At 42.0% G+C, this 23,910-nt stretch carries 18 protein-coding genes; 17 read left to right on the plus strand and 1 reads right to left on the minus strand.

Annotated elements, in window-relative coordinates:
• Window positions 1–274: 274 nt before the first annotated feature.
• Both polA and RWP09_RS08505 read left to right on the plus strand, forming a co-directional pair.
• A complete protein-coding gene (polA, locus tag RWP09_RS08500) occupies window positions 275–2,908 on the plus strand; it encodes a DNA polymerase I (protein WP_314436593.1) in 2,634 nt (877 codons plus the stop codon).
• 84 nt (window positions 2,909–2,992) lie between these two features.
• Window positions 2,993–3,430 carry a CoA-binding protein gene (locus RWP09_RS08505; RefSeq protein ID WP_314436596.1) on the plus strand — a complete coding sequence of 146 codons (438 nt, stop codon included), beginning with the start codon at window positions 2,993–2,995 and terminating at the stop codon, window positions 3,428–3,430.
• A gap of 227 nt (window positions 3,431–3,657) precedes the next feature.
• Here the strand turns inward: RWP09_RS08505 and RWP09_RS08510 are convergent, their stop codons facing one another.
• Entirely contained in the window at window positions 3,658–4,668 is a 1,011-nt protein-coding gene (locus tag RWP09_RS08510) for a YeiH family protein (RefSeq protein WP_314436598.1), read from the minus strand.
• A gap of 569 nt (window positions 4,669–5,237) precedes the next feature.
• Between RWP09_RS08510 and RWP09_RS08515 the strand changes: the two genes are divergently transcribed.
• The 15 genes from RWP09_RS08515 to purF all read left to right on the plus strand — a co-directional run bounded on the left by RWP09_RS08515 (window position 5,238) and on the right by purF (window position 23,860).
• Window positions 5,238–6,407 (plus strand): pyridoxal phosphate-dependent aminotransferase, encoded by a 1,170-nt coding sequence (locus tag RWP09_RS08515; protein ID WP_314436600.1) that lies wholly within the window; start codon window positions 5,238–5,240, stop codon window positions 6,405–6,407.
• Window positions 6,404–7,174 (plus strand): DNA repair protein RecO, encoded by a 771-nt coding sequence (gene recO / locus RWP09_RS08520; RefSeq protein WP_261036980.1) that lies wholly within the window; start codon window positions 6,404–6,406, stop codon window positions 7,172–7,174. Before RWP09_RS08515 ends, recO begins: the two co-directional genes overlap by 4 nt.
• Window positions 7,171–8,163, plus strand: a complete 993-nt coding sequence (gene plsX, locus RWP09_RS08525) for a phosphate acyltransferase PlsX (protein ID WP_261036981.1) — start codon at window positions 7,171–7,173, stop codon at window positions 8,161–8,163. The genes recO and plsX overlap by 4 nt, the downstream gene beginning before the upstream one ends.
• Before the next feature lie 5 nt (window positions 8,164–8,168).
• Entirely contained in the window at window positions 8,169–8,402 is a 234-nt protein-coding gene (locus tag RWP09_RS08530; protein ID WP_000136448.1) for an acyl carrier protein, read from the plus strand.
• A 448-nt stretch (window positions 8,403–8,850) separates the two neighbouring features.
• Entirely contained in the window at window positions 8,851–10,014 is a 1,164-nt protein-coding gene (locus tag RWP09_RS08535; protein WP_314436608.1) for an N-acetylmuramoyl-L-alanine amidase family protein, read from the plus strand.
• A 730-nt stretch (window positions 10,015–10,744) separates the two neighbouring features.
• On the plus strand, window positions 10,745–11,560 hold the full coding sequence (locus tag RWP09_RS08540) for a GHKL domain-containing protein (protein WP_314436611.1): 816 nt from the start codon (window positions 10,745–10,747) through the stop codon (window positions 11,558–11,560).
• Window positions 11,557–12,288 (plus strand): response regulator transcription factor, encoded by a 732-nt coding sequence (locus RWP09_RS08545; protein ID WP_314436615.1) that lies wholly within the window; start codon window positions 11,557–11,559, stop codon window positions 12,286–12,288. Before RWP09_RS08540 ends, RWP09_RS08545 begins: the two co-directional genes overlap by 4 nt.
• Window positions 12,289–12,976: 688 nt before the next feature.
• On the plus strand, window positions 12,977–13,150 hold the full coding sequence (locus tag RWP09_RS08550) for a class IIb bacteriocin, lactobin A/cerein 7B family (RefSeq protein ID WP_000180829.1): 174 nt from the start codon (window positions 12,977–12,979) through the stop codon (window positions 13,148–13,150).
• Window positions 13,151–13,273: 123 nt separating this feature from the next.
• Window positions 13,274–13,426, plus strand: a complete 153-nt coding sequence (locus tag RWP09_RS08555; protein ID WP_001180498.1) for a class IIb bacteriocin, lactobin A/cerein 7B family — start codon at window positions 13,274–13,276, stop codon at window positions 13,424–13,426.
• A gap of 24 nt (window positions 13,427–13,450) precedes the next feature.
• On the plus strand, window positions 13,451–13,606 hold the full coding sequence (locus tag RWP09_RS08560; protein WP_000732247.1) for a hypothetical protein: 156 nt from the start codon (window positions 13,451–13,453) through the stop codon (window positions 13,604–13,606).
• A gap of 543 nt (window positions 13,607–14,149) precedes the next feature.
• Complete coding sequence (gene comA / locus RWP09_RS08565) at window positions 14,150–16,303, plus strand: peptide cleavage/export ABC transporter ComA (RefSeq protein ID WP_314436623.1); 2,154 nt, start codon at window positions 14,150–14,152, stop codon at window positions 16,301–16,303.
• 12 nt (window positions 16,304–16,315) lie between these two features.
• The gene (comB, locus tag RWP09_RS08570) at window positions 16,316–17,665 is read left to right on the plus strand and encodes a competence pheromone export protein ComB (protein ID WP_314436625.1); all 1,350 of its coding nucleotides are present in this window, start codon (window positions 16,316–16,318) and stop codon (window positions 17,663–17,665) included.
• A gap of 169 nt (window positions 17,666–17,834) precedes the next feature.
• Window positions 17,835–18,542 carry a phosphoribosylaminoimidazolesuccinocarboxamide synthase gene (purC, locus tag RWP09_RS08575; protein WP_314436628.1) on the plus strand — a complete coding sequence of 236 codons (708 nt, stop codon included), beginning with the start codon at window positions 17,835–17,837 and terminating at the stop codon, window positions 18,540–18,542.
• Window positions 18,543–18,598: 56 nt separating this feature from the next.
• Window positions 18,599–22,324: a phosphoribosylformylglycinamidine synthase gene (locus RWP09_RS08580; RefSeq protein ID WP_314436632.1), complete on the plus strand. Its 3,726-nt coding sequence runs from the start codon at window positions 18,599–18,601 to the stop codon at window positions 22,322–22,324.
• A gap of 93 nt (window positions 22,325–22,417) precedes the next feature.
• A complete protein-coding gene (gene purF / locus RWP09_RS08585) occupies window positions 22,418–23,860 on the plus strand; it encodes an amidophosphoribosyltransferase (protein ID WP_314436635.1) in 1,443 nt (480 codons plus the stop codon).
• The last annotated feature ends 50 nt before the right edge of the window (window positions 23,861–23,910 follow it).

Raw genomic sequence — 23,910 nt, forward strand, 5'->3', positions numbered from 1 at the left:
TGGTCACATTTTTTGCAGGCAAGTCCAGCATATCGCGGATAAATTGACAAGTGATGTCTGGATTGCTGAAAATCTTCTTAGCAACCAAATCATTAGTCGGGCTGATGCCCGGATGACGTAATGTCATATTCTTTCTCCTTTCATTATAGCACATTTTTAAAACTAGGTTTACTAGATTTGATGCTTCTATCTATTTATTCGGAAAAAGTATGAAAAATACTTGGTCTGGCTCTTCCCAATGGTATTTTTTGGTGCTTTCCTTTATAATGGGTGTATGGATAAGAAAAAATTATTATTGATTGATGGGTCTTCTGTTGCTTTTCGGGCGTTTTTTGCGCTCTATCAGCAGTTGGACCGTTTTAAGAATGCGGCTGGTTTGCATACCAATGCGATTTATGGTTTTCAGTTGATGTTGAGCCATTTGTTGGAGAGGGTTGAGCCCAGTCATATTTTGGTGGCTTTTGATGCGGGAAAGACGACCTTCCGTACCGAGATGTATGCGGACTATAAGGGTGGTCGGGCCAAGACTCCTGATGAGTTTCGTGAGCAATTTCCCTTCATTCGTGAATTGCTGGATCATATGGGGATTCGTCACTATGAGCTGACTCAGTATGAGGCGGATGACATCATTGGGACGCTGGATAAGCTAGCAGAGCAGGATGGTTTTGATATTACCATTGTCAGTGGGGACAAGGATTTGATTCAGCTGACGGATGAGCATACGGTGGTTGAAATTTCTAAGAAAGGTGTGGCTGAGTTTGAGGCCTTTACGCCAGAATATCTTATGGAAAAGATGGGCATTACACCAGCTCAGTTTATTGATCTTAAGGCGCTCATGGGTGATAAGTCGGATAATATCCCTGGGGTGACCAAAATCGGTGAAAAGACGGGTATCAAGCTCTTGCTGGAGCATGGTTCACTTGAGGGTATTTATGAAAATATCGATGGGATGAAGGCTTCTAAGATGAAGGAAAATCTCATCAATGATAAGGAACAGGCCTTTTTGTCAAAAACACTGGCGACCATTGATACCAAGGCACCGATTGAGATTGGTTTAGAGGATTTGGTCTATAGTGGTCCAGATGTTGAAAATCTTGGGAAATTCTACGATGAGATGGGCTTCAAACAGCTCAAGCAGGCTTTAAATGTGTCATCAGCTGATGTGGCTGAAAGTTTGAACTTTACTATCGTTGATCAAGTCACTCAAGACATGCTGACTGAAGAATCTATCTTCCATTTTGAGCTTTTTGGTGAAAATTATCATACGGATGATTTGGTTGGATTTGCCTGGTCTTGTGGGGATAAGCTTTATGCTACAGACAAGCTTAACCTTTTGCAAGAGCCTATTTTCAAGGATTTTTTAGAAAAAACACCTCTGAGAGTTTATGACTTTAAGAAGGCTAAAGTTCTCTTGAATCGTTTTGGTGTGGATTTGCAGGCGCCTGCTTTTGACAGCCGTTTGGCTAAATACCTCCTTTCGACTGTGGAGGACAATGAAATTGCGACCATCGCTAGTCTTTATGGTCAGACTTACTTGGTTGATGATGAGACTTTCTATGGCAAGGGTGTTAAAAAGGCCATTCCTGAGCGTGAGAAATTCTTGGAGCATTTAACTCGTAAGCTTGCAGTTTTGGTCGAAACAGAGCCTATTTTGCTTGAAAAACTCAGCGAAAATGGGCAATTAGAGCTTCTTTATGATATGGAGCAACCTCTAGCCTTTGTCCTTGCCAAGATGGAAATTGCTGGGATTACGGTCAAGAAAGAGACCTTGCTTGAGATGCAGGCTGAAAATGAGCTTGTCATTGAAAAACTGACTCAGGAGATTTATGAACTGGCTGGTGAGGAGTTTAATATCAACTCGCCTAAGCAGTTGGGCGTACTTCTCTTTGAAAAATTGGAACTACCTCTAGAATACACTAAGAAAACCAAGACTGGATACTCGACAGCCGTGGATGTCTTGGAGCGTCTGGCTCCTATTGCGCCGATTGTTAAGAAAATTCTCGACTACCGTCAGATTGCTAAGATTCAATCTACTTATGTGATTGGCTTGCAGGACTGGATTTTGGCTGATGGTAAGATTCATACTCGCTATGTGCAGGATTTAACCCAGACCGGACGTTTGTCTAGTGTGGATCCAAACTTGCAAAACATTCCTGTGCGTTTGGAGCAGGGGCGTCTCATTCGTAAGGCTTTTGTTCCTGAGTGGGAGGATAGTGTGCTACTTAGTTCGGACTATTCGCAGATTGAATTGCGCGTTTTGGCGCATATTTCTAAGGATGAGCACTTGATTAAGGCTTTCCAAGAGGGGGCAGATATCCATACTTCGACAGCCATGCGGGTCTTTGGCATTGAGCGTCCTAAGGATGTGACTGCAAACGACCGTCGCAATGCCAAGGCTGTCAACTTTGGAGTGGTTTACGGGATTTCAGATTTTGGTCTGTCTAATAATTTGGGCATCAGCCGTAAGGAGGCCAAAGCTTACATTGATACCTACTTTGAACGCTTCCCAGGCATTAAAAACTACATGGATGAAGTGGTGCGTGAGGCGCGTGATAAGGGCTATGTAGAGACCCTCTTCAAGCGTCGTCGTGAGTTGCCAGATATCAATTCGCGCAACTTCAATATTCGTGGTTTTGCGGAGCGGACTGCCATCAACTCTCCTATCCAGGGGTCGGCAGCAGATATTCTCAAGATTGCCATGATTCAGCTAGATAAAGCCTTGGTTGCAGGTGGTTATCAGACTAAGATGCTGTTACAAGTGCACGATGAAATCGTCCTTGAAGTTCCTAAATCTGAATTGGCAGAGATGAAAAAATTGGTCAAACAAACTATGGAAGAAGCCATTCAACTCAGTGTTCCCCTCATTGCAGACGAAAATGAAGGGGCAACCTGGTACGAGGCTAAATAAAAAGGGGGCTAGTCCTCCTTTTTTGTAGTAGAATTCTGCAAGCCTTTTCAAAATATGCTATACTGATGAAAAAGGAGGATTTCTATGAGTCAAGAATTTATCAATCCAAGTGATGGCGTGATTCGTCAGTATCTCACAACGAGTAAAACCCTTGCTGTGGTGGGTTTGTCAGACCGTGAGGAAACAACCAGCAATCGAGTGACCAAGGAAATGCAGGCTCGAGGTTATAAAATTATCCCAGTCAATCCCAAGGCGGCAGGTGGTGAAATCTTGGGTGAAAAGGCTTATGCTAGCCTAGCTGAGATTCCTTTTACTGTAGATATTGTCAATGTTTACCGTCGCAGTGAATTTTTGCCAGATGTGGCGCGTGATTTTCTCAAGGCTTATGCTAAGATTTTTTGGGCACAGCTAGGACTTGAAAGTCTAGAAGCGGAAGAAATCTTGCGTGCGGGTGGATGTGATGATATCGTGATGAATCGTTGCATCAAGAGAGAACATACACGCTTGATTGAGGAAGCATAAGAAAAGGTAGCTGGTGGGCTACCTTTTGTGTTATACTCAATGAAATTCAAAGAGCAAACTAGGAAACTAGTCGCAGGCTACTCAAAATACTGTTTTGAGGTTGTAGATAAGACTGACGAAGTCAGCTCAAAACACTGTTTTGAGGTTGTGGATAAAACTGACGAAGTCAGTAACCATCTATAAGGCAAGGCGACGTTGACGTGGTTTGAAGAGATTTTCGAAGAGTATTAGAAAATGCCGATAAGGGTCTGCATACCAAGACTAGTGAGGATGATGGCAATCCAGCAGATGGCTCCGAGAATAATGGATTTTCCGCTGGATTTGACCATAGCGACCAGATTTGTTTTGAGACCGATAGCACTCATGGCCATGATAATGAGGAATTTGGAGAGTTGTTTGAGAGGAGTAAAGAAACTATTGGACACACCGAGAGAGGTCAGTAGGGTGGTTAGGAGAGATGCAAGGATAAAGTAAAGGATAAAAAGTGGGAAGACTTTTTTCAGTTGCAGGCCCTGCTTATTTTTTTGTTCACGACTTTGCCAGTAGGAGAGAAAGAGAGTGATGGGGATGATAGCTAGGGTGCGCGTGAGTTTGACAATGGTTGCGGATTCGAGGGTATTAGTCTGGTAGAGACTGTCCCAGGCGCTGGCAGTAGCCGTTACAGAGGAAGTGTCATTGACCGCAGTTCCTGCAAAGAGGGCGAAGCCGTCATTGGATAGATGAAGCCAGGTTCCTAGAGTTGGAAAGATGAGTGCAGCCAAGACATTGAAGAAAAAGATAACGGAGATAGCTTGGGCTACTTCCTTTTCCTTGGCGTGAATAACAGGTGCTGTCGCAGCAATGGCAGAACCCCCACAGATCGAAGACCCCACTCCAATCAAGGTAGCCAGTTTTGTGTCCAGTGCAAAGAAGCGCTGGAAGAGGTAGGCAACAATCAAGGCTATTGAAATGGTGGACAGGATGACAGGAAGTGAAGATTGCCCAACTGCGAAGACTTGCGAGATATTGAGACCAAAACCAAGCAAGATAACGGCATACTGGAGCAATTTTTTAGAACTAAAGGTCAATCCAGCATCGAGTTGTTTATAGGGCGAGAGAAAGGAATGGAGAAGCATGCCTATGAAAATCGCAAAGACGGGTGCGCCAATAACAGGGAAGAATCCGCCCAGATACCAAGCAAGTAGTGAAATCAGAAGGCAGGCCAAGATGCCTGCTCCATTTTTTGATAGAAATGACATAAAAACCTCCAAATAGAATCTGTTACCATTATAGACCTGTAAAGAGGAAAAGTAAAATAGAAAGTGGAGCTAACAATTATTTGACAAGTAGTGCTAATTATGTAATAATAATCTTACAAGAACTGTAACGAAGTCTTGGCAAAAACAAAAATACCAGAGCTCCACCTCTGGTATTTCTTTTTGTCCAGTTACATTAAAACTAAACTCAGGTTATATTTTTTTGTCGCGCTTATCTAACCACTTTCTGACTATCCACTCAGAAATGACATTACCGATCTAGTAATCAGTAATGGTGCTAGAATAGTTGTAACGAAGATTATCAAAGCCTCAATACTCGTCGAAAATCTCATGATACGTTGTCATCTTCGGCTTACCTAACTTTAGTTATGCTTTCACCTTGATTCCTAGTCTCATGAGATTTTCATTGAGTATTCTAAAAATATAGTGTTGTAATGAATTTAAATTAACATACTTCAATTTGTTATGCTAGCGTTATTCTATCATGTATTTTTGCGGTCAGAGGGCTTTTGTAGTATAATAGAGATACGTTTTGAAAGTAGGAGGTATCTATGGACTTAACTAAGCGCTTTAATAAACAGTTAGATAAGATTCAAGTTTCGTTGATTCGTCAGTTTGACCAGGCTATTTCGGAGATTCCTGGGGTCTTGCGTTTGACCTTGGGGGAACCTGATTTTACAACGCCAGACCATGTCAAGGAGGCGGCCAAGCGAGCGATTGACCAGAACCAATCCTACTATACAGGGATGAGTGGCCTGCTGACTCTACGTCAGGCAGCCAGTGACTTTGTTAAGGAAAAGTACCAACTGGACTATGCTCCTGAAAATGAAATCTTGGTTACAATTGGGGCGACAGAGGCTTTATCTGCGACTTTGACGGCTATTTTGGAAGAGGGAGACAAGGTGCTTTTGCCAGCTCCTGCTTATCCAGGCTATGAACCAATTGTCAATCTAGTTGGGGCAGAGATTGTCGAGATTGACACAACTGAAAATGGTTTTGTCTTGACTCCTGAGATGTTGGAGAAGGCCATTTTGGAGCAGGGTGATAAACTCAAGGCGGTTATTCTCAACTATCCAGCCAATCCGACAGGAATTACATATAGTCGGGAGCAGTTGGAGTCCTTGGCAGCTGTTTTACGCAAGTACGAGATTTTCGTTGTCTGTGATGAGGTTTACTCAGAATTGACCTACACAGGCGAAGCCCATGTGTCTCTGGGAACCATGTTGAGAGATCAGGCTATTATTATCAATGGTCTATCTAAATCGCATGCCATGACAGGTTGGCGTTTGGGGCTGATTTTCGCTCCTGCAGCCTTTACAGCTCAGTTGATTAAGAGTCACCAGTACTTGGTCACTGCTGCAAATACTATGGCTCAACATGCTGCGGTGGAAGCCTTGACGGCTGGTAAAAACGATGCGGAACCTATGAAGAAGGAATATATCCAGCGTCGGGACTATATTATCGAGAAAATGACTGCTCTTGGTTTTGAGATTATCAAACCAGACGGTGCCTTTTATATCTTTGCTAAGATTCCAGCTGGTTACAATCAAGACTCCTTTGCCTTTCTCAAGGATTTTGCTCAGAAGAAGGCCGTTGCCTTTATCCCTGGTGCTGCCTTTGGACGTTACGGAGAAGGCTATGTGCGTCTGTCTTATGCAGCCAGCATGGAGACTATCACAGAAGCCATGAAACGACTTGAGGAGTATATGGGAGAAGCATGATTCAGTCTATCACGAGTCAAGGCTTGGTGCTCTATAATCGCAATTTTCGTGAGGATGACAAGCTCGTCAAGATTTTTACAGAGCAGGCTGGTAAACGCATGTTTTTCGTCAAACATGCTGGACAGTCCAAACTGGCTCCTGTTATTCAGCCCTTAGTGCTGGCACGATTTCTCTTGCGAATCAATGATGATGGGCTCAGCTACATCGAGGACTATCATGAGGTGATGACTTTTCCTAAGATCAATAGTGATCTCTTTGTCATGGCCTATGCGACCTATGTGGCAGCTCTTGCAGATGTTAGTTTGCAGGACAATCAGCAGGATGCTCCCTTGTTTGCTTTTTTGCAAAAGACTTTGGAGTTGATGGAAGCGGGTTTGGATTATCAGGTTTTGACCAATATTTTTGAAATTCAAATCTTGACTCGATTTGGAATCAGCCTCAATTTTAATGAGTGTGTCTTTTGTCATCGGGTCGGTCAGGCTTTTGACTTTTCTTTCAAGTATGGAGCCTGCCTTTGTCCGGAGCATTATCATGAGGATGAGAGACGTTGCCATCTCAATCCCAATATCCCTTATCTGCTCAATCAATTTCAAGCCATTGATTTTGAGACCTTGGAGACTATTTCGCTCAAGCCTGAAATCAAGCAAGACTTACGAAAGTTTATGGATCAACTCTACGAAGAGTATGTGGGGATTCACCTAAAATCAAAGAAATTTATTGATTCCCTAGCAGACTGGGGACAATTACTAAAAGAGGAAAAGAAATGAAAAAAATCGCAGTAGATGCCATGGGAGGCGATTACGCACCTCAGGCCATCGTTGAGGGTGTCAATCAAGCCCTAGCTGACTTTTCAGATATCGAGGTTCAACTCTACGGAGATGAAGCTAAAATCAAGCAATATCTGACAGCGACAGAGCGCGTCAGCATTATCCATACGGATGAGAAGATTGATTCGGACGATGAACCTACGAGAGCTATTCGGAAGAAGAAAAATGCCAGTATGGTATTGGCGGCCAAGGCTGTCAAAGAAGGCGAAGCAGACGCTGTTCTCTCAGCTGGGAATACAGGTGCCTTGTTGGCAGCAGGATTTTTCATCGTGGGTCGTATCAAGAACATCGATCGTCCTGGGCTTATGTCAACCTTGCCGACTATTGATGGGAAGGGGTTTGACATGCTGGACCTCGGTGCTAATGCAGAAAATACAGCTCAGCACCTCCATCAATATGCGGTTCTAGGTTCCTTCTATGCTAAAAATGTTCGTGGAATTACGCAACCACGTGTTGGCTTGCTCAACAACGGAACAGAGAGTAGTAAGGGCGACCCGCTTCGTAAGGAAACCTATGAATTACTAGTGGCTGATGAAAGTTTAAACTTTATCGGAAACGTGGAAGCGCGTGATTTGATGAATGGCGTTGCAGATGTTGTTGTTGCAGATGGTTTCACGGGAAACGCTGTGCTCAAATCCATTGAAGGGACAGCCATGGGAATCATGGGCTTGCTCAAGACAGCTATTACAGGTGGTGGTCTTCGAGCGAAACTAGGCGCCCTCCTTCTCAAGGATAGCCTCAGAGGTTTGAAAAAACAGCTCAACTACTCAGATGTTGGTGGAGCAGTCTTGTTTGGTGTCAAGGCGCCGGTTGTCAAGACTCATGGCTCAAGCGATGCCAAGGCTGTTTATAGTACAATCCGCCAGATTCGTACCATGCTAGAAACAGACGTAGTTGCCCAGACTGCGCGTGAATTTTCAGGAGAATAAAAGAGATGACAGAAAAAGAAATTTTTGACCGTATTGTGACCATTATCCAAGAGCGACAGGGAGAGGACTTTGTCGTGACAGAATCCTTGAGTCTGAAAGACGATTTGGATGCGGACTCAGTTGACTTGATGGAGTTTATCTTGACACTGGAAGATGAATTTAGTATCGAAATCAGCGATGAGGAAATTGACCAACTCCAAAGTGTAGGAGATGTGGTTAAGATTATTCAAGCAAAATAGAAATCGGAGTTCCAAGGCATTTGCTTTGGAATTTTTCTTTGGTTCAAGTGACCGTTTAGGAACAGATTTAGTCTTTCTAGGGACAGGAGAAATCTGAGGACAAATAAGGGATATAATGAAATCAGAAAAATCAATCTCCAAAAGAAGATAAGAAATGAAGATCAAAAGAAGAGATAGATTGATTTCTGTAGAATATAAATGTTAACATAATCACAATTTTAATTGACTTTCCTTTTTTACAGGACTATAATGTAGATATAAAAAAGAATTTATTTTATAGTTGTGGGAAGGTGATGGCTATGTACTTTTGATAAACTAGTCTCTATCTTATATTCTTGGAAATGTTAGGAGATCTTATGGTTCAGGTTCATGAACCTGACATCTATTTTGACTTCGTTTCTATTGGATTTTCTTACTTCGGATTTATCTATTTTAGGAGGAAATAGCTATGAAAAAATCTAAACTACTTACACTTGGTTTGCTTGCAGGTGCTGGTCTACTTTTGTCAATCAATCAAGCACAAGCTGCAGATACTTGGGTTAAAAATGGTTCTGACTGGAATCTTTCTCAAGATGGCAGTCTCGCTAAGGATAAATGGGTGCAAAATGCTGGCTCTTGGTACCACTTTGACGGTTCTGGTAAAATGCAGACAGGCTGGCTCAAAGACGGCAATACCTGGTATTCACTAGCAGATAGTGGTGCTATGCGTACTGGTTGGTACAAGGAAGGCAACACCTGGTACTCACTCGCAAATAGTGGTGCTATGCGCACTGGTTGGTACAAAGAAGGATCTACTTGGTACTATCTCAAAGACAGTGGCGCTATGGCAACAGGATGGGCGACTGCAAATGGTCGATGGTCTTACTTTGAAAATTCAGGTGCTATGGTCGCAGATAGAGCTGTTCCAGCAAGTGATGGGGAAAGTTATGTCATTGGTAAGGATGGCTATCTAGCAAATAGAAAAGATGCTGGATACAATATTCATGATATTGTCAAACTTGGAGATGGGCAAGAATATTTGCTAAATGCTAAAGGTGACGATGTTATTATTGAAAAAAACACTTGGTATATTAAACCTGAGTTCAAGAAGTTTTCCGACAAATATGGGGATGAAGTTTCAAATACAACCTTAGCTTTAGTAGATAATAAAGAAGAAGGACAAGAAATTGATCCTAAAGCTGTCATTCGTAATTTCCAAAATCTACCAGGTCGATATTACTTTGGAGCAGATGGTCGTAGAGTATTACCACTTCCAGAGATGACAACTAGATCAGAAATCAAAAAAGTTGGCAATGATCTTTATCTAGAAGACCCAGGTGTACGACTTCGATTTGATAACTTCACAATCAATAACAATAAACTATACTATTTAGATAATGGACAAAGTAAGCTCAAAACAGGTTACTTTGTACTGATTGATGATGGTATGGCTACAACCCTCCATCACTTACTTGTATATGCAGACCAATCTGGTGAGGTTCTTAAGATGAAACGCTTGCCATCAAGATTTTCAGATTATTTTGACAAAGAAATCGATGGTTTCTATGGTCAAAAAATTAAGATTACACAGCCAAATAAGTATGAATATTACAAGGTTCTTGTGGTAAAATAAATAGATAAGCAATCTTCACAACGAATATAAAAAATAAAACGTGCAAATCATTTTCAAGAGGCTTTAGATTTCTTGTATTTTAAAAGAAACTAAAGCCTTTTGTAGATGTATCGTTTTTCAGAAAGTATGAAAAACTAGAGAGTTGTATCGGGGAGATAAATATTATTTCGCTTAAATAAATTAGGAGTCGTTTTATTCTATGATTATTTTAGAATTCTTAGTTTCTGTGCTATATATTCTGTTGGTAGTCGTTTCAACCATGGTGCCTACTATTTATTTGGGCGCTCAAATTTCCCCAGAATTTTATAAAAAACGTTATTGGATACTTATATTTTTAATTAGTTTATCTGCTCGTCAAACATTTGGAGAATTATTTCATATAGGAGTTCTTCTCTTCTTTTACTGTATTTTTTTATTAGTATTGCACAAGGGAAAAGGGGAATCTCTTTTTCTTTCTCTGTATCTTTTTCTCTTCTTTCAAAGTATTCGTTATTTATTTTTGACAATTTGGATTCGTGTATTATCTGGTGAGCATTGTTGTTTCGTAGATTCGTTTTCTACTTTATATATATCTATATTTGATTTATTATCAATCTTTCTATGTTGTAAAATTATGAAGCGTTGGTCTTTAGATTTGGATTTATTCTTTTCAGATGCTTTCAAAACCCACTATCGTAAGAGTTTTTTCATTATCCTACCTCTGACTGGATTTAGGATATTCTCTTCGTTTATGACCAATAGAAATAGTTCTTTCTACGTTCGTTTTGACACGACCATTTCTCTCCTGATTTTCATTCTCTTTTTCTCTTGGCTCTTTTACATCAAGCATTTGGAGCAGGTTTATCGTGATGAGCAGACCATTCAGAGACAGGAAGAAGAAAATCGTTCCTTGCAAGGGATGGTGGATAAGCTGGGTCATCTCTATGATGAGGTTCGAGGTTTCCGTCATGATTTTGCAGGGATTGTCGCCAGTATGGAGCCTGCTATAGCTAATCAAGATATGGCTGAGGTCTCTACCATTTATCAAGATGTCTTTCTAAAGACCAATGAAAAGCTGAGAAAGGCGGATTACACGGCTTTTAATCTTCATAATATCCATGATATAGCTATTCGCAATACCTTGGCAAAAGCCATGATTGTGGCAGATAATCAAGGAATTCATTTTAGTTTGGAGACGGTGGGGGTTGTCGAAGAGCTGGCATTGCCGATGTTGGAGGCTATTCGTATCCTCTCTATCCTCACGACAAATGCCTTGGAGGCAGCCAGTGAGGCTGAAGATCCGCAGATTCGGGTTGCTTTGTTGGCAAGTGATAGGAGTGTTCGTTTTATCATTGAAAACACTCGTAAGAAAGAAGAACTGAATCCCAGCATTCTCAGTCAAAAGGGTTACTCTACCAAGGGAAACCACAGTGGACTGGGCTTAGCGACCTTGGAGGATATGGTTTTTCATTATGATTTACACTTAGATACTCAGCTAGGAGAAACGACCTTTAGACAAGATATAGAATTGCCATTTAAGGATGAGAAACGAGGGGGAGAGGAATGAGAATTTTAGTTTTGGAAGACGATAGAGTTCAGCAAGGACGGATAGAGCAGACTTTACTAGATATTGGTCGCTCTCGTAATTTGAGATTGGAAATTGATATTGCCAAAAACTATGGAGACGTTGAAAAGTATTCTCAGTATTTTGACCATTACCAGCTCTATTTATTGGATTTAGAGATTGATGGAGAGCGTGAAAGGGGTTTTCAGGTTGCTCAACAGGTTCGGGAGCGGGATCCTTTTACAAGTATTGTCTTTGTGTCTACACACTCGGAGGCCTTGCCTCTAGCTTTTCGCTACCACTTGTCTGCCTTGGATTTTATTTCCAAGGATCAGCCTGAGGGAGATTACCGTCACCAGTTGGAGCGCTGTCTGGACTATGTACTGGCAGTGGACAAGAGGGAAAATATGCGTCTCTTCACCTATAGTTTTGAGGGAAGACGGGGCTTTACTCTGCCCTACCATGAGATTTTAGCCTTTGAAACCTCAGTGGAATCCCACCGTATCAAGGTCTATTATGCCAATCATTCTATCAAGACCATTTACGGCAGTCTCAAGGATATCGCTGCCAAGGCTGAAAAAGATTACTTTGTCTATGCCAATCGCAATACGTTAGTCAGTTTACAGGCCATTGAAGAGATGACTGCGACAGAAGTGACCTTGTTAGAAGGCTTGCATTTCCCCGTATCGCGAACAGCCAGAAGAACCCTTAAAAAACATCTCAATGTCTAATATCTGTTAGATTTGGATAAATTTATCAATAAGAATGTCGGAAAATTTTCTGATATTCTTATTTTTTTGACTTTTTTTCGAATAGATAAGTAAGAGGAGAAGGAAAGGAGCCTAGTTCATGTTTATATCAATGTTCTACCCATGGTTCACTGAGTTATTTTTAAATAAATTTAATTTAGTTGTACGTTTTCGAAATTTTTTTCGAATAGATAAGTAAGAGGAAAAGGAAGGAGTTTGCTTTATGTATCTACCGATTTTCTATTCATGGTACATTAAATTATTTTTTAAATAAAATTTGATTTAGTTGTTTATTTTCGAATTGTTTTTCGAATAGATAAGTAAGAGGAAAAAGAAAGGAGTCTGGCTTATGTATCTACCGATTTTCTATTCATGGTACATTAAATTATTTTTTAAATAAAATTTAATTTAGTTGTACATTTTCGAATTATTTTTCGAATAAATAAGTGAGACGAAAAGGAAGGAGACTACGCGATGTATTTACCAATCTTATTGCCATGGTTTATCAAATGGTATTTAAAATAAATGAAATTTACCTGTTCATTTTAAATCACTTCTCAAATAGATAAGTGAGAAGAAAAGGAATTCAGTAATTTATCTATTCTGGTTTTTAAAATGGTTTAAGATCCAGAAATCGTAAACTAAAAAATAGAAATAAAGGAGAAAAAAGATGACAAATTTTGACAAAATGGAACAGAACTTTGTAGCTCTTACAGAAGAAGAGTTGATGAATGTAGATGGGGGAATTATTCCGATAGCAGTAGCAGCTAGTATTATTGCAGGTTCAGCATTTGCTGGTTTAAGTGCAGGAGTAGCTATTGGAATTAGTCGAAACAAGAGATAATGAGAGAATCAATGAAGTTTTCAAACGAATTTGCGGCTGTTATTATATCAGCCTCAGGAATAGTGGGTTTATTAGTAGGAGTAGCTATTGGATTAGCTAGTATTATTTAAAAAGGAGTATATCATGCAAAATTTGAATCAATTTGAAATCGTAAAGCAAAATGAATTAGAGCAAGTACAAGGCGGAGTGGGTTTATTGATTGTTATCGGAGGCTCATTACTTGCTGCAGGTGGAGCTGGGGTAGCTGGTTATTGGTTATCTCGTACGTTTGGTTAATATATTTAAAGGAGTAGGTGGGATATGAAAAAATTAGAAGAAAAATTTGAGATCATGGCAGAAGCAGATTTGGCTAGTACCGAGGGTGGACTTATTATTACTACTTCTACAGCTATCGCTTGGGGTGTTTTAGGAGTTGTTGCCTATATGTACGGTCGTCATCTAGGAAGCAGACGTTAATTTTAACAATTTGATACATATTTTATTAAAGAATGTAAGAAAAACTATGAATCGTAATTTAGAACGGTGTTATCTATTCTGACCATGAATAGATCGTACCAGAGGTAGCTTAGAAATAGCAGAGACATTAGAAATTGAAGTAATAAATAGGATGTCGTAAGTGTTACTATCAATGATTTATTTGTTCCAAGCTTGCCTAGGGTGTCAGAAAAAAATCATTTTCCTTTCATACCATATTTTTAGTAGGTAGGACGTTTGTTCTGCCTATTTTCTTTATCCTAAAAGTGCAGTTGGGAGGGAGATAGGCGCATTTGGGGAGGAAGTACAGTTTTTGTTTTGTGATTGGGGTAAGATAGTTATTATCAGATGAGTTTATACTCTTCGAAAATCAAATTCAAACCACGTCAACGTCGCCTTGCCGTGTAGATGTTACTGACTTCGTCAGTTCTATCTACAACCTCAAAGCCGTGCTTTGAGCAACCTGCGGCTAGTTTCCTAGTTTGATCTTTGATTTTCATTGAGTATTAGGAAAAGGAGATGAATATGAAATTTGGGAAACGTCACTATCGTCCGCAGGTGGATCAGATGGACTGCGGTGTAGCTTCATTAGCTATGGTCTTTGGCTACTATGGTAGTTACTATTCTTTGGCTCACTTGCGAGAATTGGCCAAGACGACCATGGATGGGACGACGGCTTTGGGCTTGGTCAAGGTGGCAGAGGAGATTGGCTTTGAGACGCGAGCGATTAAGGCGGATATGACACTCTTTGACTTGCCAGATTTGACCTTTCCTTTTGTTGCCCATGTGCTTAAGGAAGGGAAATTGCTCCACTACTATGTGGTGACTGGGCAGGATAAGGACAGCATTCATATTGCTGATCCAGATCCTGGAGTGAAATTGATCAAACTGCCACGTGAGCGTTTTGCGGAAGAATGGACAGGAGTGACTCTTTTTATGGCACCTAGTCCAGACTACAAGCCTCATAAGGATCAAAAAAATGGTCTGCTATCTTTTATCCCTATATTAGTGAAACAGCGTGGCTTGATTGCCAATATCGTTTTGGCGACACTCTTGGTAACCTTGATTAACATTGTGGGTTCTTACTATCTGCAGTCTATCATTGATACCTATGTGCCAGATCAGATGCGTTCGACGCTGGGGATTATTTCTATTGGGCTGGTTATCGTCTATATTCTCCAGCAGGTCTTGTCTTACGCTCAGGAGTATCTTTTGCTTGTTTTGGGGCAACGCTTGTCGATTGATGTGATTTTATCCTACATCAAGCATGTTTTTCACCTACCTATGTCCTTCTTTGCGACACGCAGAACAGGGGAAATCGTGTCTCGTTTCACGGATGCTAACAGTATCATCGATGCGCTGGCTTCGACCATTCTTTCGATTTTCCTAGATGTGTCAACGGTTGTCATTATTTCCCTTGTTTTATTTTCACAAAATACCAATCTCTTTTTCATGACTTTATTGGCGCTCCCTATCTACACAGTGATTATCTTTGCCTTTATGAAGCCGTTTGAAAAGATGAATCGGGACACCATGGAAGCCAATGCGGTTCTGTCTTCTTCTATCATTGAAGACATCAATGGTATTGAGACCATCAAGTCCTTGACCAGTGAAAGTCAGCGTTACCAAAAAATTGACAAGGAATTTGTAGATTATCTGAAAAAATCTTTTACCTATAGTCGGGCAGAGAGTCAACAAAAGGCTTTGAAAAAAGTTGCCCATCTCTTGCTCAATGTCGGTATTCTCTGGATGGGGGCTGTTCTGGTCATGGATGGCAAGATGAGTTTGGGGCAGTTGATTACCTATAATACCTTGCTGGTTTACTTTACCAATCCTTTGGAAAATATCATCAATCTGCAAACCAAGCTTCAGACAGCGCAGGTTGCCAATAACCGTCTGAATGAGGTTTATCTGGTAGCTTCTGAGTTTGAGGAGAAGAAAACGGTTGAGGATTTGAGCTTGATGAAGGGAGATATGACCTTCAAGCAGGTTTCCTACAAGTATGGCTATGGTCGAGATGTCTTGTCAGATATCAATTTGACTATTCCCCAAGGCTCTAAGGTGGCTTTTGTGGGGATTTCGGGGTCAGGTAAGACGACCTTGGCCAAGATGATGGTTAATTTTTACGATCCAAGTCAAGGGGAGATTAGTCTGGGTGGTGTCAATCTCAATCAGATTGATAAAAAGGCTTTGCGCCAGTACATTAACTATCTGCCTCAACAGCCTTATGTATTTAACGGAACGATTTTGGAGAATCTTCTTTTGGGAGCCAAGGAGGGGACGACTCAGGAGGATATCTTACGGGCGGTTGAATTGGCAGAGATTCGAGAGGATATTGAGCGCATGCCACTGAATTACCAAACAGAATTGACTTCGGATGGGGCAGGAATTTCAGGTGGTCAACGGCAGAGAATCGCTTTGGCGCGTGCTCTCTTGACAGATGCACCAGTCTTGATTTTGGATGAGGCAACTAGCAGTCTGGATATCTTGACAGAGAAGCGAATTGTCGATAATCTTATGGCTTTAGACAAGACCTTGATTTTCATTGCTCACCGCTTGACCATTGCTGAGCGGACAGAGAAGGTTGTTGTCTTGGATCAGGGCAAGATTGTTGAAGAAGGAAAGCATGCTGATTTGCTTGCACAGGGCGGCTTTTACGCCCATTTGGTGAATAGCTAGAAAGAGGAGAGGATGAAACCAGAATTTTTAGAAAGTGCGGAGTTTTATAATCGTCGTTACCATAATTTTTCCAGTCGGGTGATTGTGCCCATGTCCCTTCTGCTCGTGTTTTTACTTGGCTTTGCAACTTTTGCAGAGAAGGAGATGAGTTTGTCTACTAGAGCTACTGTCGAGCCTAGTCGTGTCCTGGCAAATATCCAGTCCACTAGCAATAATCGCATTCTTGTCAATCATTTGGAAGAAAATAAGCTGGTTAAGAAGGGGGAGATTCTGCTTCAATATCAGGAAGGGGTAGAGGGTGTCCAAGCAGAGGCCTATGCCAGTCAGTTGGACATGCTCAAGGATCAAAAAAAGCAATTGGAGTATTTGCAGAAGAGCTTGCAAGAAGGGGAGAACCACTTTCCAGAGGAGGATAAGTTTGGCTATCAAGCTACCTTTCGTGACTACCTCAGTCAAGCAGGTAGTCTTAGGGCTAGTACATCGCAACAAAATGAGACCATCGCGTCCCAGAATGCAGCAGCTAGTCAAACCCAAGCCGAAATCGGTAACCTCATCAGCCAAACAGAGGCTAAAATTCGCGATTACCAGACAGCTAAGTCAGCTATTGAAACAGGCGCTTCCTTGGCCAGTCAGAATCTAGCCTACTCTCTCTACCAGTCCTACAAGTCTCAGGGGGAGGAAAATCCGCAAGCTAAGGCTCAGGCCGTGGCGCAGGTTGAAGCGCAGCTTTCTCAGTTAGAATCTAGTCTTGCTACTTACCGTGTTCAGTATGCAGGTTCAGGTACCCAGCAAGCCTATGCGTCAGGCTTAAACAGTCAATTAGAGTCCCTTAAATCCCAACACTTGGCAAAGGTTGGTCAGGAATTGACCCTTCTAGACCAGAAAATCTTGGAGGCAGAATCGGGTAAGAAGGTTCAGGGAAATCTTTTAGACAAGGGGAAAATTACGGCGAGTGAGGATGGGGTGCTTCACCTTAATCCTGAGACTAGTGATTCTACTATGGTAGCAGAAGGTGCCCTACTAGCCCAACTCTATCCGTCCTTGGAAAAAGAAGGGAAAGCCAAACTAACAGCTTATCTTAGTTCAAAGGATGTAGGAAGGATCAAGGTCGGTGATTCGGTTCGCTATACGACGACTCATGATGCCAAGAATCAACTTTTCCTAGATTCTACTATTACCAGCATCGATGCTACAGCTACCAAGACTGAAAAAGGGAATTTCTTTAAAATTGAGGCGGAGACTAATCTAACTTCGGAGCAGGCTGAAAAACTTCGGTACGGGGTGGAAGGTCGTCTGCAGATGATTACGGGCAAGAAAAGTTACCTGCGTTATTATTTGGATCAATTTTTGAACAAAGAGTAATGTTCTTGTTTTTAGAGTTAAATGATTTTTAAACTGTGAGAAAGATTCTTCTTGCAGTTTTTTCTTTATGATTTTTGAGTTCACTATGTTATTTATTCGGTTAAATTCTTGTAATTTTAGGTTTTTTATGGTAGAATGTGCTCAAGTAATACGAAAGGCGAACTTTAAAATGTCAAAAGAATTGATCTATTCGGGAAAAGCTAAAGATATCTATACAACTGAGGATGAAAATCTTATTATTTCAACTTACAAGGACCAGGCGACAGCTTTCAATGGTGTCAAGAAGGAGCAGATTGCAGGTAAGGGAGTGTTGAATAATCAGATTTCATCTTTTATTTTTGAGAAATTAAATGCGGCTGGTGTGGCGACTCACTTTGTGGAGAAGCTTTCAGATACGGAACAACTCAATAAAAAGGTTAAGATAATTCCTTTGGAAGTCGTGCTTCGCAACTACACGGCTGGTTCCTTTTCAAAACGTTTTGGCGTAGACGAAGGTATCGCATTTGAGACTCCGATTGTCGAATTTTACTATAAAAATGATGATTTGGATGATCCGTTTATCAATGATGAGCATGTGAAATTCCTACAGATTGCGGATGATCAGCAGATTGCCTACTTGAAGGAAGAAACCCGTCGTATCAATGAACTCTTGAAAGCCTGGTTTGCTGAGATTGGGCTTAAGTTGATTGACTTTAAGCTAGAGTTCGGTTTTGACAAGGATGGCAAGATTATCTTGGCGGACGAATTTTCACCAGATAACTGCCGTTTGTGGGATGCGGATGGCAACCACATGGATAAGGATGTTTTCCGTAGGGGACTAGGTGAATTGACTGATGTTTACGAGATTGTTTGGGAGAAGTTGCAAGAACTAAAATAACAACCTAGAGGTCGTTTGGGAAAATTGCAAGAGCTGAAATAAAGGAATAAAAATTGATGGATAAACGTATTTTTGTTGAGAAAAAGGCTGATTTTCAGGTCAAGTCAGAGAGCTTGGTGAGAGAACTTCAACACAACTTGGGCCTTTCAACTTTGAAAAGTATTCGCATTGTGCAAGTTTATGATGTCTTTGATTTGGCAGAGGACTTGTTTGCACCTGCAGAGAAACACATCTTCTCTGAGCAGGTGACAGACCATGTCTTGGACGAAGCGACTGTGCAGGCGGATCTGGACAACTATGCTTTCTTTGCTATTGAAAGTCTACCTGGGCAATTTGACCAGCGTGCGGCTTCTTCACAGGAAGCCTTGCTTTTACTGGGAAGTTCGAGTGATGTGACAGTCAATACAGCCCAACTTTACTTGGTTAATAAAGATATTGATGCGACTGAGTTAGAAGCGGTCAAGAACTACTTGCTCAATCCAGTTGATTCTCGTTTCAAGGATATCACGACAGGGATCGCCAAGCAAGAATTTTCAGAGTCGGACAAGACCATTCCTAAATTGACTTTCTTTGAAAGCTATACAGCAGAAGACTTTGCCCGCTATAAGGCAGAGCAAGGGATGGCTATGGAAGTGGATGATTTGCTCTTTATCCAAGATTATTTCAAGTCAATTGGACGTGTGCCAACTGAGACTGAGTTAAAGGTGTTGGATACTTACTGGTCTGACCACTGCCGTCACACGACTTTTGAGACAGAGTTGAAAAACATCGACTTCTCAGCTTCTAAATTTCAAAAACAATTACAGGCGACTTATGACAAGTATATTGCTATGCGTGATGAGTTGGGGCGTTCTGAAAAACCGCAAACCTTGATGGATATGGCCACTATTTTCGGTCGTTATGAGCGTGCTAATGGTCGTTTGGATGATATGGAAGTATCTGATGAAATTAATGCCTGCTCAGTTGAAATTGAAGTGGATGTCAATGGCGTCAAGGAACCTTGGCTCCTCATGTTCAAAAATGAAACCCACAATCACCCAACTGAGATTGAACCATTTGGTGGCGCGGCAACTTGTATCGGTGGAGCCATTCGTGATCCGTTGTCAGGTCGCTCATATGTCTACCAAGCCATGCGTATCTCAGGTGCGGGTGATATTACAGCACCAATCTCTGAAACGCGTGCTGGTAAATTGCCACAACAGGTTATTTCTAAAACAGCGGCTCATGGTTATTCTTCATACGGTAACCAGATTGGGCTTGCCACAACCTACGTTCGTGAATATTTCCACCCAGGTTTTGTAGCTAAACGTATGGAGCTAGGTGCAGTTGTCGGTGCAGCTCCTAAGGGCAATGTTGTCCGTGAAAAACCGGAAGCGGGTGATGTCATTATCCTCCTTGGTGGTAAGACTGGTCGTGATGGTGTCGGTGGTGCGACAGGATCTTCTAAGGTTCAAACAGTTGAGTCTGTAGAGACTGCTGGAGCTGAGGTCCAAAAAGGGAATGCCATCGAAGAACGCAAGATTCAACGCCTTTTCCGTAATGGTGATGTCACTCGTCTCATCAAGAAATCCAACGACTTTGGGGCAGGCGGTGTCTGTGTAGCCATCGGTGAATTGGCAGACGGTCTTGAAATCGACCTCAACAAGGTGCCTCTTAAATACCAAGGCTTGAATGGTACCGAAATTGCCATCTCTGAATCACAAGAACGGATGGCGGTTGTGGTTCGTCCTGAAGACGTAGCTACTTTTGTTGAAGAATGTAACAAAGAGAATATTGATGCTGTTGTTGTTGCGACAGTGACTGAAAAACCAAATCTAGTCATGCGCTGGAATGGTGAAACCATTGTCGACTTGGAACGTCGTTTTCTTGACACCAATGGTGTGCGTGTGGTCGTCGATGCTAAGGTTGTGGACAAGGATATCAAGCTTCCAGAAGAACGTCAAACATCTGCTGACACACTTGAAGCAGATACCCTTGCGGTTCTATCTGATTTGAATCATGCGAGTCAAAAAGGATTACAGACTATCTTTGACTGCTCTGTTGGACGCTCTACGGTTAATCACCCACTTGGTGGTCGTTACCAACTCACACCAACTGAGGCATCTGTGCAGAAATTGCCAGTTCAACACGGTGTGACTCATACTGCGTCAGTCATGGCTCAAGGTTTTAACCCTTATATTGCAGAATGGTCTCCATACCACGGTGCTGCTTATGCGGTTATCGAAGCGACAGCTCGTCTAGTGGCGACTGGTGCCAACTGGTCTAAGGCTCGTTTCTCTTACCAAGAGTACTTCGAGCGTATGGATAAACAAGCAGAGCGTTTTGGTCAGCCAGTAGCAGCTCTCCTAGGCTCTATTGAAGCGCAAATTCAGCTTGGCTTGCCATCTATCGGTGGTAAGGACTCTATGTCTGGTACCTTTGAAGAATTGAAAGTACCGCCAACCTTGGTAGCCTTTGGTGTGACAACCGCAGATAGCCGTAAGGTGCTTTCGCCTGAATTCAAGACTGCTGGGGAAAATATCTACTACATCCCAGGTCAAGCCCTCTCTGCAGAGATTGATTTTGCCTTAATTAAGAAAAACTTTGCTCAGTTTGAAGCCCTTCAAAAGGCTCACAAAGTAACAGCAGCTTCAGCTGTTAAATACGGTGGTGTGCTTGAAAGTTTGGCACTTGCTACTTTTGGAAATCATATCGGTGCAGAGGTGATCTTGCCTGAACTTGAGACAGCTTTGACAGCTCAATTGGGTGGATTTGTCTTTACATCTCCTGAAGAAATTGCTGGAGTAGAGAGAATCGGTCAAACGAAAGCAGACTTTACACTCCTTGTCAACGGTGTGAAGCTAGATGGACACAAGCTTGACAGTGCCTTCCAAGGAAAACTGGAAGAAGTTTACCCAACAGAATTTGCCCAAGCCAAAGAACTGGCTGAAGTATCAGCTGTGGCATCAGATGTTGTGATTAAAGCCAAAGAAAAGGTTGAAAAACCTGTGGTTTACATCCCAGTCTTCCCAGGAACCAACTCAGAATATGACTCAGCCAAGGCATTTGAAAAAGAAGGCGCAGAGGTTAACTTGGTGCCATTCGTGACACTCAATGAAGAAGCCATTGTCAAGTCAGTTGAAACCATGGTTGACAATATCGGTAAGGCTAACATCCTCTTCTTTGCAGGTGGATTCTCAGCTGCGGACGAACCAGATGGATCAGCTAAGTTTATTGTCAATATCCTGCTCAATGAAAAAGTGCGTGCAGCTATTGATAGTTTTATCGCCCGTGGTGGCTTGATTATCGGTATCTGTAATGGCTTCCAGGCTTTGGTCAAATCAGGTCTTCTTCCATACGGGAACTTTGAAGATGCCAGCAGTACTAGCCCAACCCTCTTCTACAATGATGCCAACCAACACGTGGCCAAGATGGTGGAAACTCGCATTGCCAACATCAACTCACCATGGTTAGCAGCGGTGCAAGTGGGCGATATCCACGCTATTCCTGTTTCACACGGTGAAGGGAAGTTTGTCGTGACGGCTGAGGAATTTGCAGAGCTCCGTGACAATGGACAAATTTTCAGCCAATACGTTGACTTTGACGGCAAACCAAGTATGGACTCTAAGTACAATCCGAATGGTTCTGTCCATGCCATTGAAGGAATTACTAGCAAGAATGGCCAAATCATCGGTAAGATGGGCCACTCAGAACGTTATGAGGACGGTCTTTTCCAAAACATCCCAGGAAATAAAGACCAGCACCTGTTTACGTCGGCGGTTAAATACTTTACTGGAAAATAAGACTTGCAGATTTTCTAATAGATAGTATCAGTAATGTAAAAGTCATGTAGATTTAGCTCTTGGTGCTACACAAATAAAAATTAGGTATATAAAATGACATACGAAGTAAAATCTCTTAATGAAGAATGTGGTGTTTTCGGTATCTGGGGACATCCAGACGCTGCTAAATTGACCTATTTTGGTCTCCATAGTCTTCAGCACCGTGGTCAGGAGGGGGCAGGAATCCTCTCCAATGATCAGGGACAATTGAAGCGCCATCGTGACATGGGACTTTTATCAGAAGTCTTCAGAAATCCTGCTAATTTGGATAAATTGACGGGAACTGGTGCGATTGGGCATGTGCGTTACGCGACTGCTGGCGAAGCTTCTGTAGATAATATCCAGCCCTTCCTCTTCCGTTTTCACGATATGCAGTTTGGTTTGGCTCATAATGGAAATCTGACCAATGCAGCCTCTCTCAAGAAAGAACTGGAACAAAGAGGAGCGATTTTCAGCGCGACTTCGGACTCGGAAATCTTGGCCCACCTCATTCGTCGGAGTCACAATCCGAACTTGATGGGCAAAATCAAAGAAGCGCTCAGCCTTGTCAAAGGTGGATTTGCCTATATCTTGCTGTTTGAGGATAAGTTGATTGCGGCTCTTGACCCCAATGGTTTCCGTCCCCTTTCTATCGGGAAAATGGCCAACGGAGCGGTGGTTGTTTCCTCTGAAACCTGTGCTTTTGAGGTTATTGGTGCTGAATGGATTCGTGATTTGAAGCCAGGTGAGATTGTGATCATTGATGACAAGGGCATCCAGTATGACAGCTATACAGATGATACCCAGTTAGCAATCTGTTCTATGGAGTATATCTATTTTGCCCGCCCTGATTCTAATATCCACGGTGTCAATGTTCATACGGCACGTAAACGTATGGGTGCCCAATTGGCGCGTGAATTCAAGCAAGAGGCGGATATCGTGGTCGGTGTGCCCAATTCTTCCCTAAGCGCAGCCATGGGATTTGCGGAAGAATCTGGTTTGCCAAATGAAATGGGTCTTATCAAGAACCAATACACCCAACGTACCTTTATCCAACCGACTCAAGAATTGCGGGAGCAAGGGGTGCGGATGAAACTATCTGCTGTTTCTGGTGTTGTGAAAGGCAAGCGTGTGGTTATGATTGATGACTCTATTGTACGTGGAACAACCTCTCGTCGTATCGTTCAGCTCTTGAAAGAAGCGGGTGCGACTGAAGTTCACGTGGCTATTGGAAGTCCAGCGCTAGCTTATCCATGCTTCTACGGGATTGATATCCAGACCCGTCAGGAACTGATTGCGGCCAATCATACAGTCGAAGAAACTCGCCAAATCATTGGTGCGGATAGTCTGACCTATCTTTCTGTTGAGGGGTTGATTGAGTCGATTGGTATTGAAACGGATGCGCCAAATGGTGGTCTCTGTGTCGCTTATTTTGATGGGGATTACCCAACGCCTCTCTACGACTATGAAGAAGACTATCGTAGAAGTTTGGAAGAAAAGACCAGTTTTTACAAATAGATGACAGATCTTCTGTTAAAGAAAAGGAATATAAAAATGACAAATAAAAA

The sequence above is a fragment of the uncultured Streptococcus sp. genome (genome assembly GCF_963521255.1).
Lineage (GTDB): Bacteria > Bacillota > Bacilli > Lactobacillales > Streptococcaceae > Streptococcus.

Excerpts from the sequence above, each read along its gene's own strand:
- comB (WP_314436625.1), top strand. The coding sequence starts at position 16,316 with ATGAAACCAGAATTTTTAGAAAGTGCGGAGTTTTATAATCGTCGTTAC.
- RWP09_RS08535 (WP_314436608.1), top strand. The coding sequence starts at position 8,851 with ATGAAAAAATCTAAACTACTTACACTTGGTTTGCTTGCAGGTGCTGGT.
- plsX (WP_261036981.1), top strand. The coding sequence starts at position 7,171 with ATGAAAAAAATCGCAGTAGATGCCATGGGAGGCGATTACGCACCTCAG.
- RWP09_RS08510 (WP_314436598.1), bottom strand. The coding sequence starts at position 4,668 with ATGTCATTTCTATCAAAAAATGGAGCAGGCATCTTGGCCTGCCTTCTG.
- RWP09_RS08550 (WP_000180829.1), top strand. The coding sequence starts at position 12,977 with ATGACAAATTTTGACAAAATGGAACAGAACTTTGTAGCTCTTACAGAA.
- purF (WP_314436635.1), top strand. The coding sequence starts at position 22,418 with ATGACATACGAAGTAAAATCTCTTAATGAAGAATGTGGTGTTTTCGGT.
- comA (WP_314436623.1), top strand. The coding sequence starts at position 14,150 with ATGAAATTTGGGAAACGTCACTATCGTCCGCAGGTGGATCAGATGGAC.
- RWP09_RS08580 (WP_314436632.1), top strand. The coding sequence starts at position 18,599 with ATGGATAAACGTATTTTTGTTGAGAAAAAGGCTGATTTTCAGGTCAAG.
- RWP09_RS08540 (WP_314436611.1), top strand. The coding sequence starts at position 10,745 with ATGACCAATAGAAATAGTTCTTTCTACGTTCGTTTTGACACGACCATT.
- RWP09_RS08555 (WP_001180498.1), top strand. The coding sequence starts at position 13,274 with ATGCAAAATTTGAATCAATTTGAAATCGTAAAGCAAAATGAATTAGAG.
- RWP09_RS08505 (WP_314436596.1), top strand. The coding sequence starts at position 2,993 with ATGAGTCAAGAATTTATCAATCCAAGTGATGGCGTGATTCGTCAGTAT.
- RWP09_RS08545 (WP_314436615.1), top strand. The coding sequence starts at position 11,557 with ATGAGAATTTTAGTTTTGGAAGACGATAGAGTTCAGCAAGGACGGATA.
- RWP09_RS08530 (WP_000136448.1), top strand. The coding sequence starts at position 8,169 with ATGACAGAAAAAGAAATTTTTGACCGTATTGTGACCATTATCCAAGAG.
- RWP09_RS08560 (WP_000732247.1), top strand. The coding sequence starts at position 13,451 with ATGAAAAAATTAGAAGAAAAATTTGAGATCATGGCAGAAGCAGATTTG.
- recO (WP_261036980.1), top strand. The coding sequence starts at position 6,404 with ATGATTCAGTCTATCACGAGTCAAGGCTTGGTGCTCTATAATCGCAAT.
- RWP09_RS08515 (WP_314436600.1), top strand. The coding sequence starts at position 5,238 with ATGGACTTAACTAAGCGCTTTAATAAACAGTTAGATAAGATTCAAGTT.
- polA (WP_314436593.1), top strand. The coding sequence starts at position 275 with ATGGATAAGAAAAAATTATTATTGATTGATGGGTCTTCTGTTGCTTTT.
- purC (WP_314436628.1), top strand. The coding sequence starts at position 17,835 with ATGTCAAAAGAATTGATCTATTCGGGAAAAGCTAAAGATATCTATACA.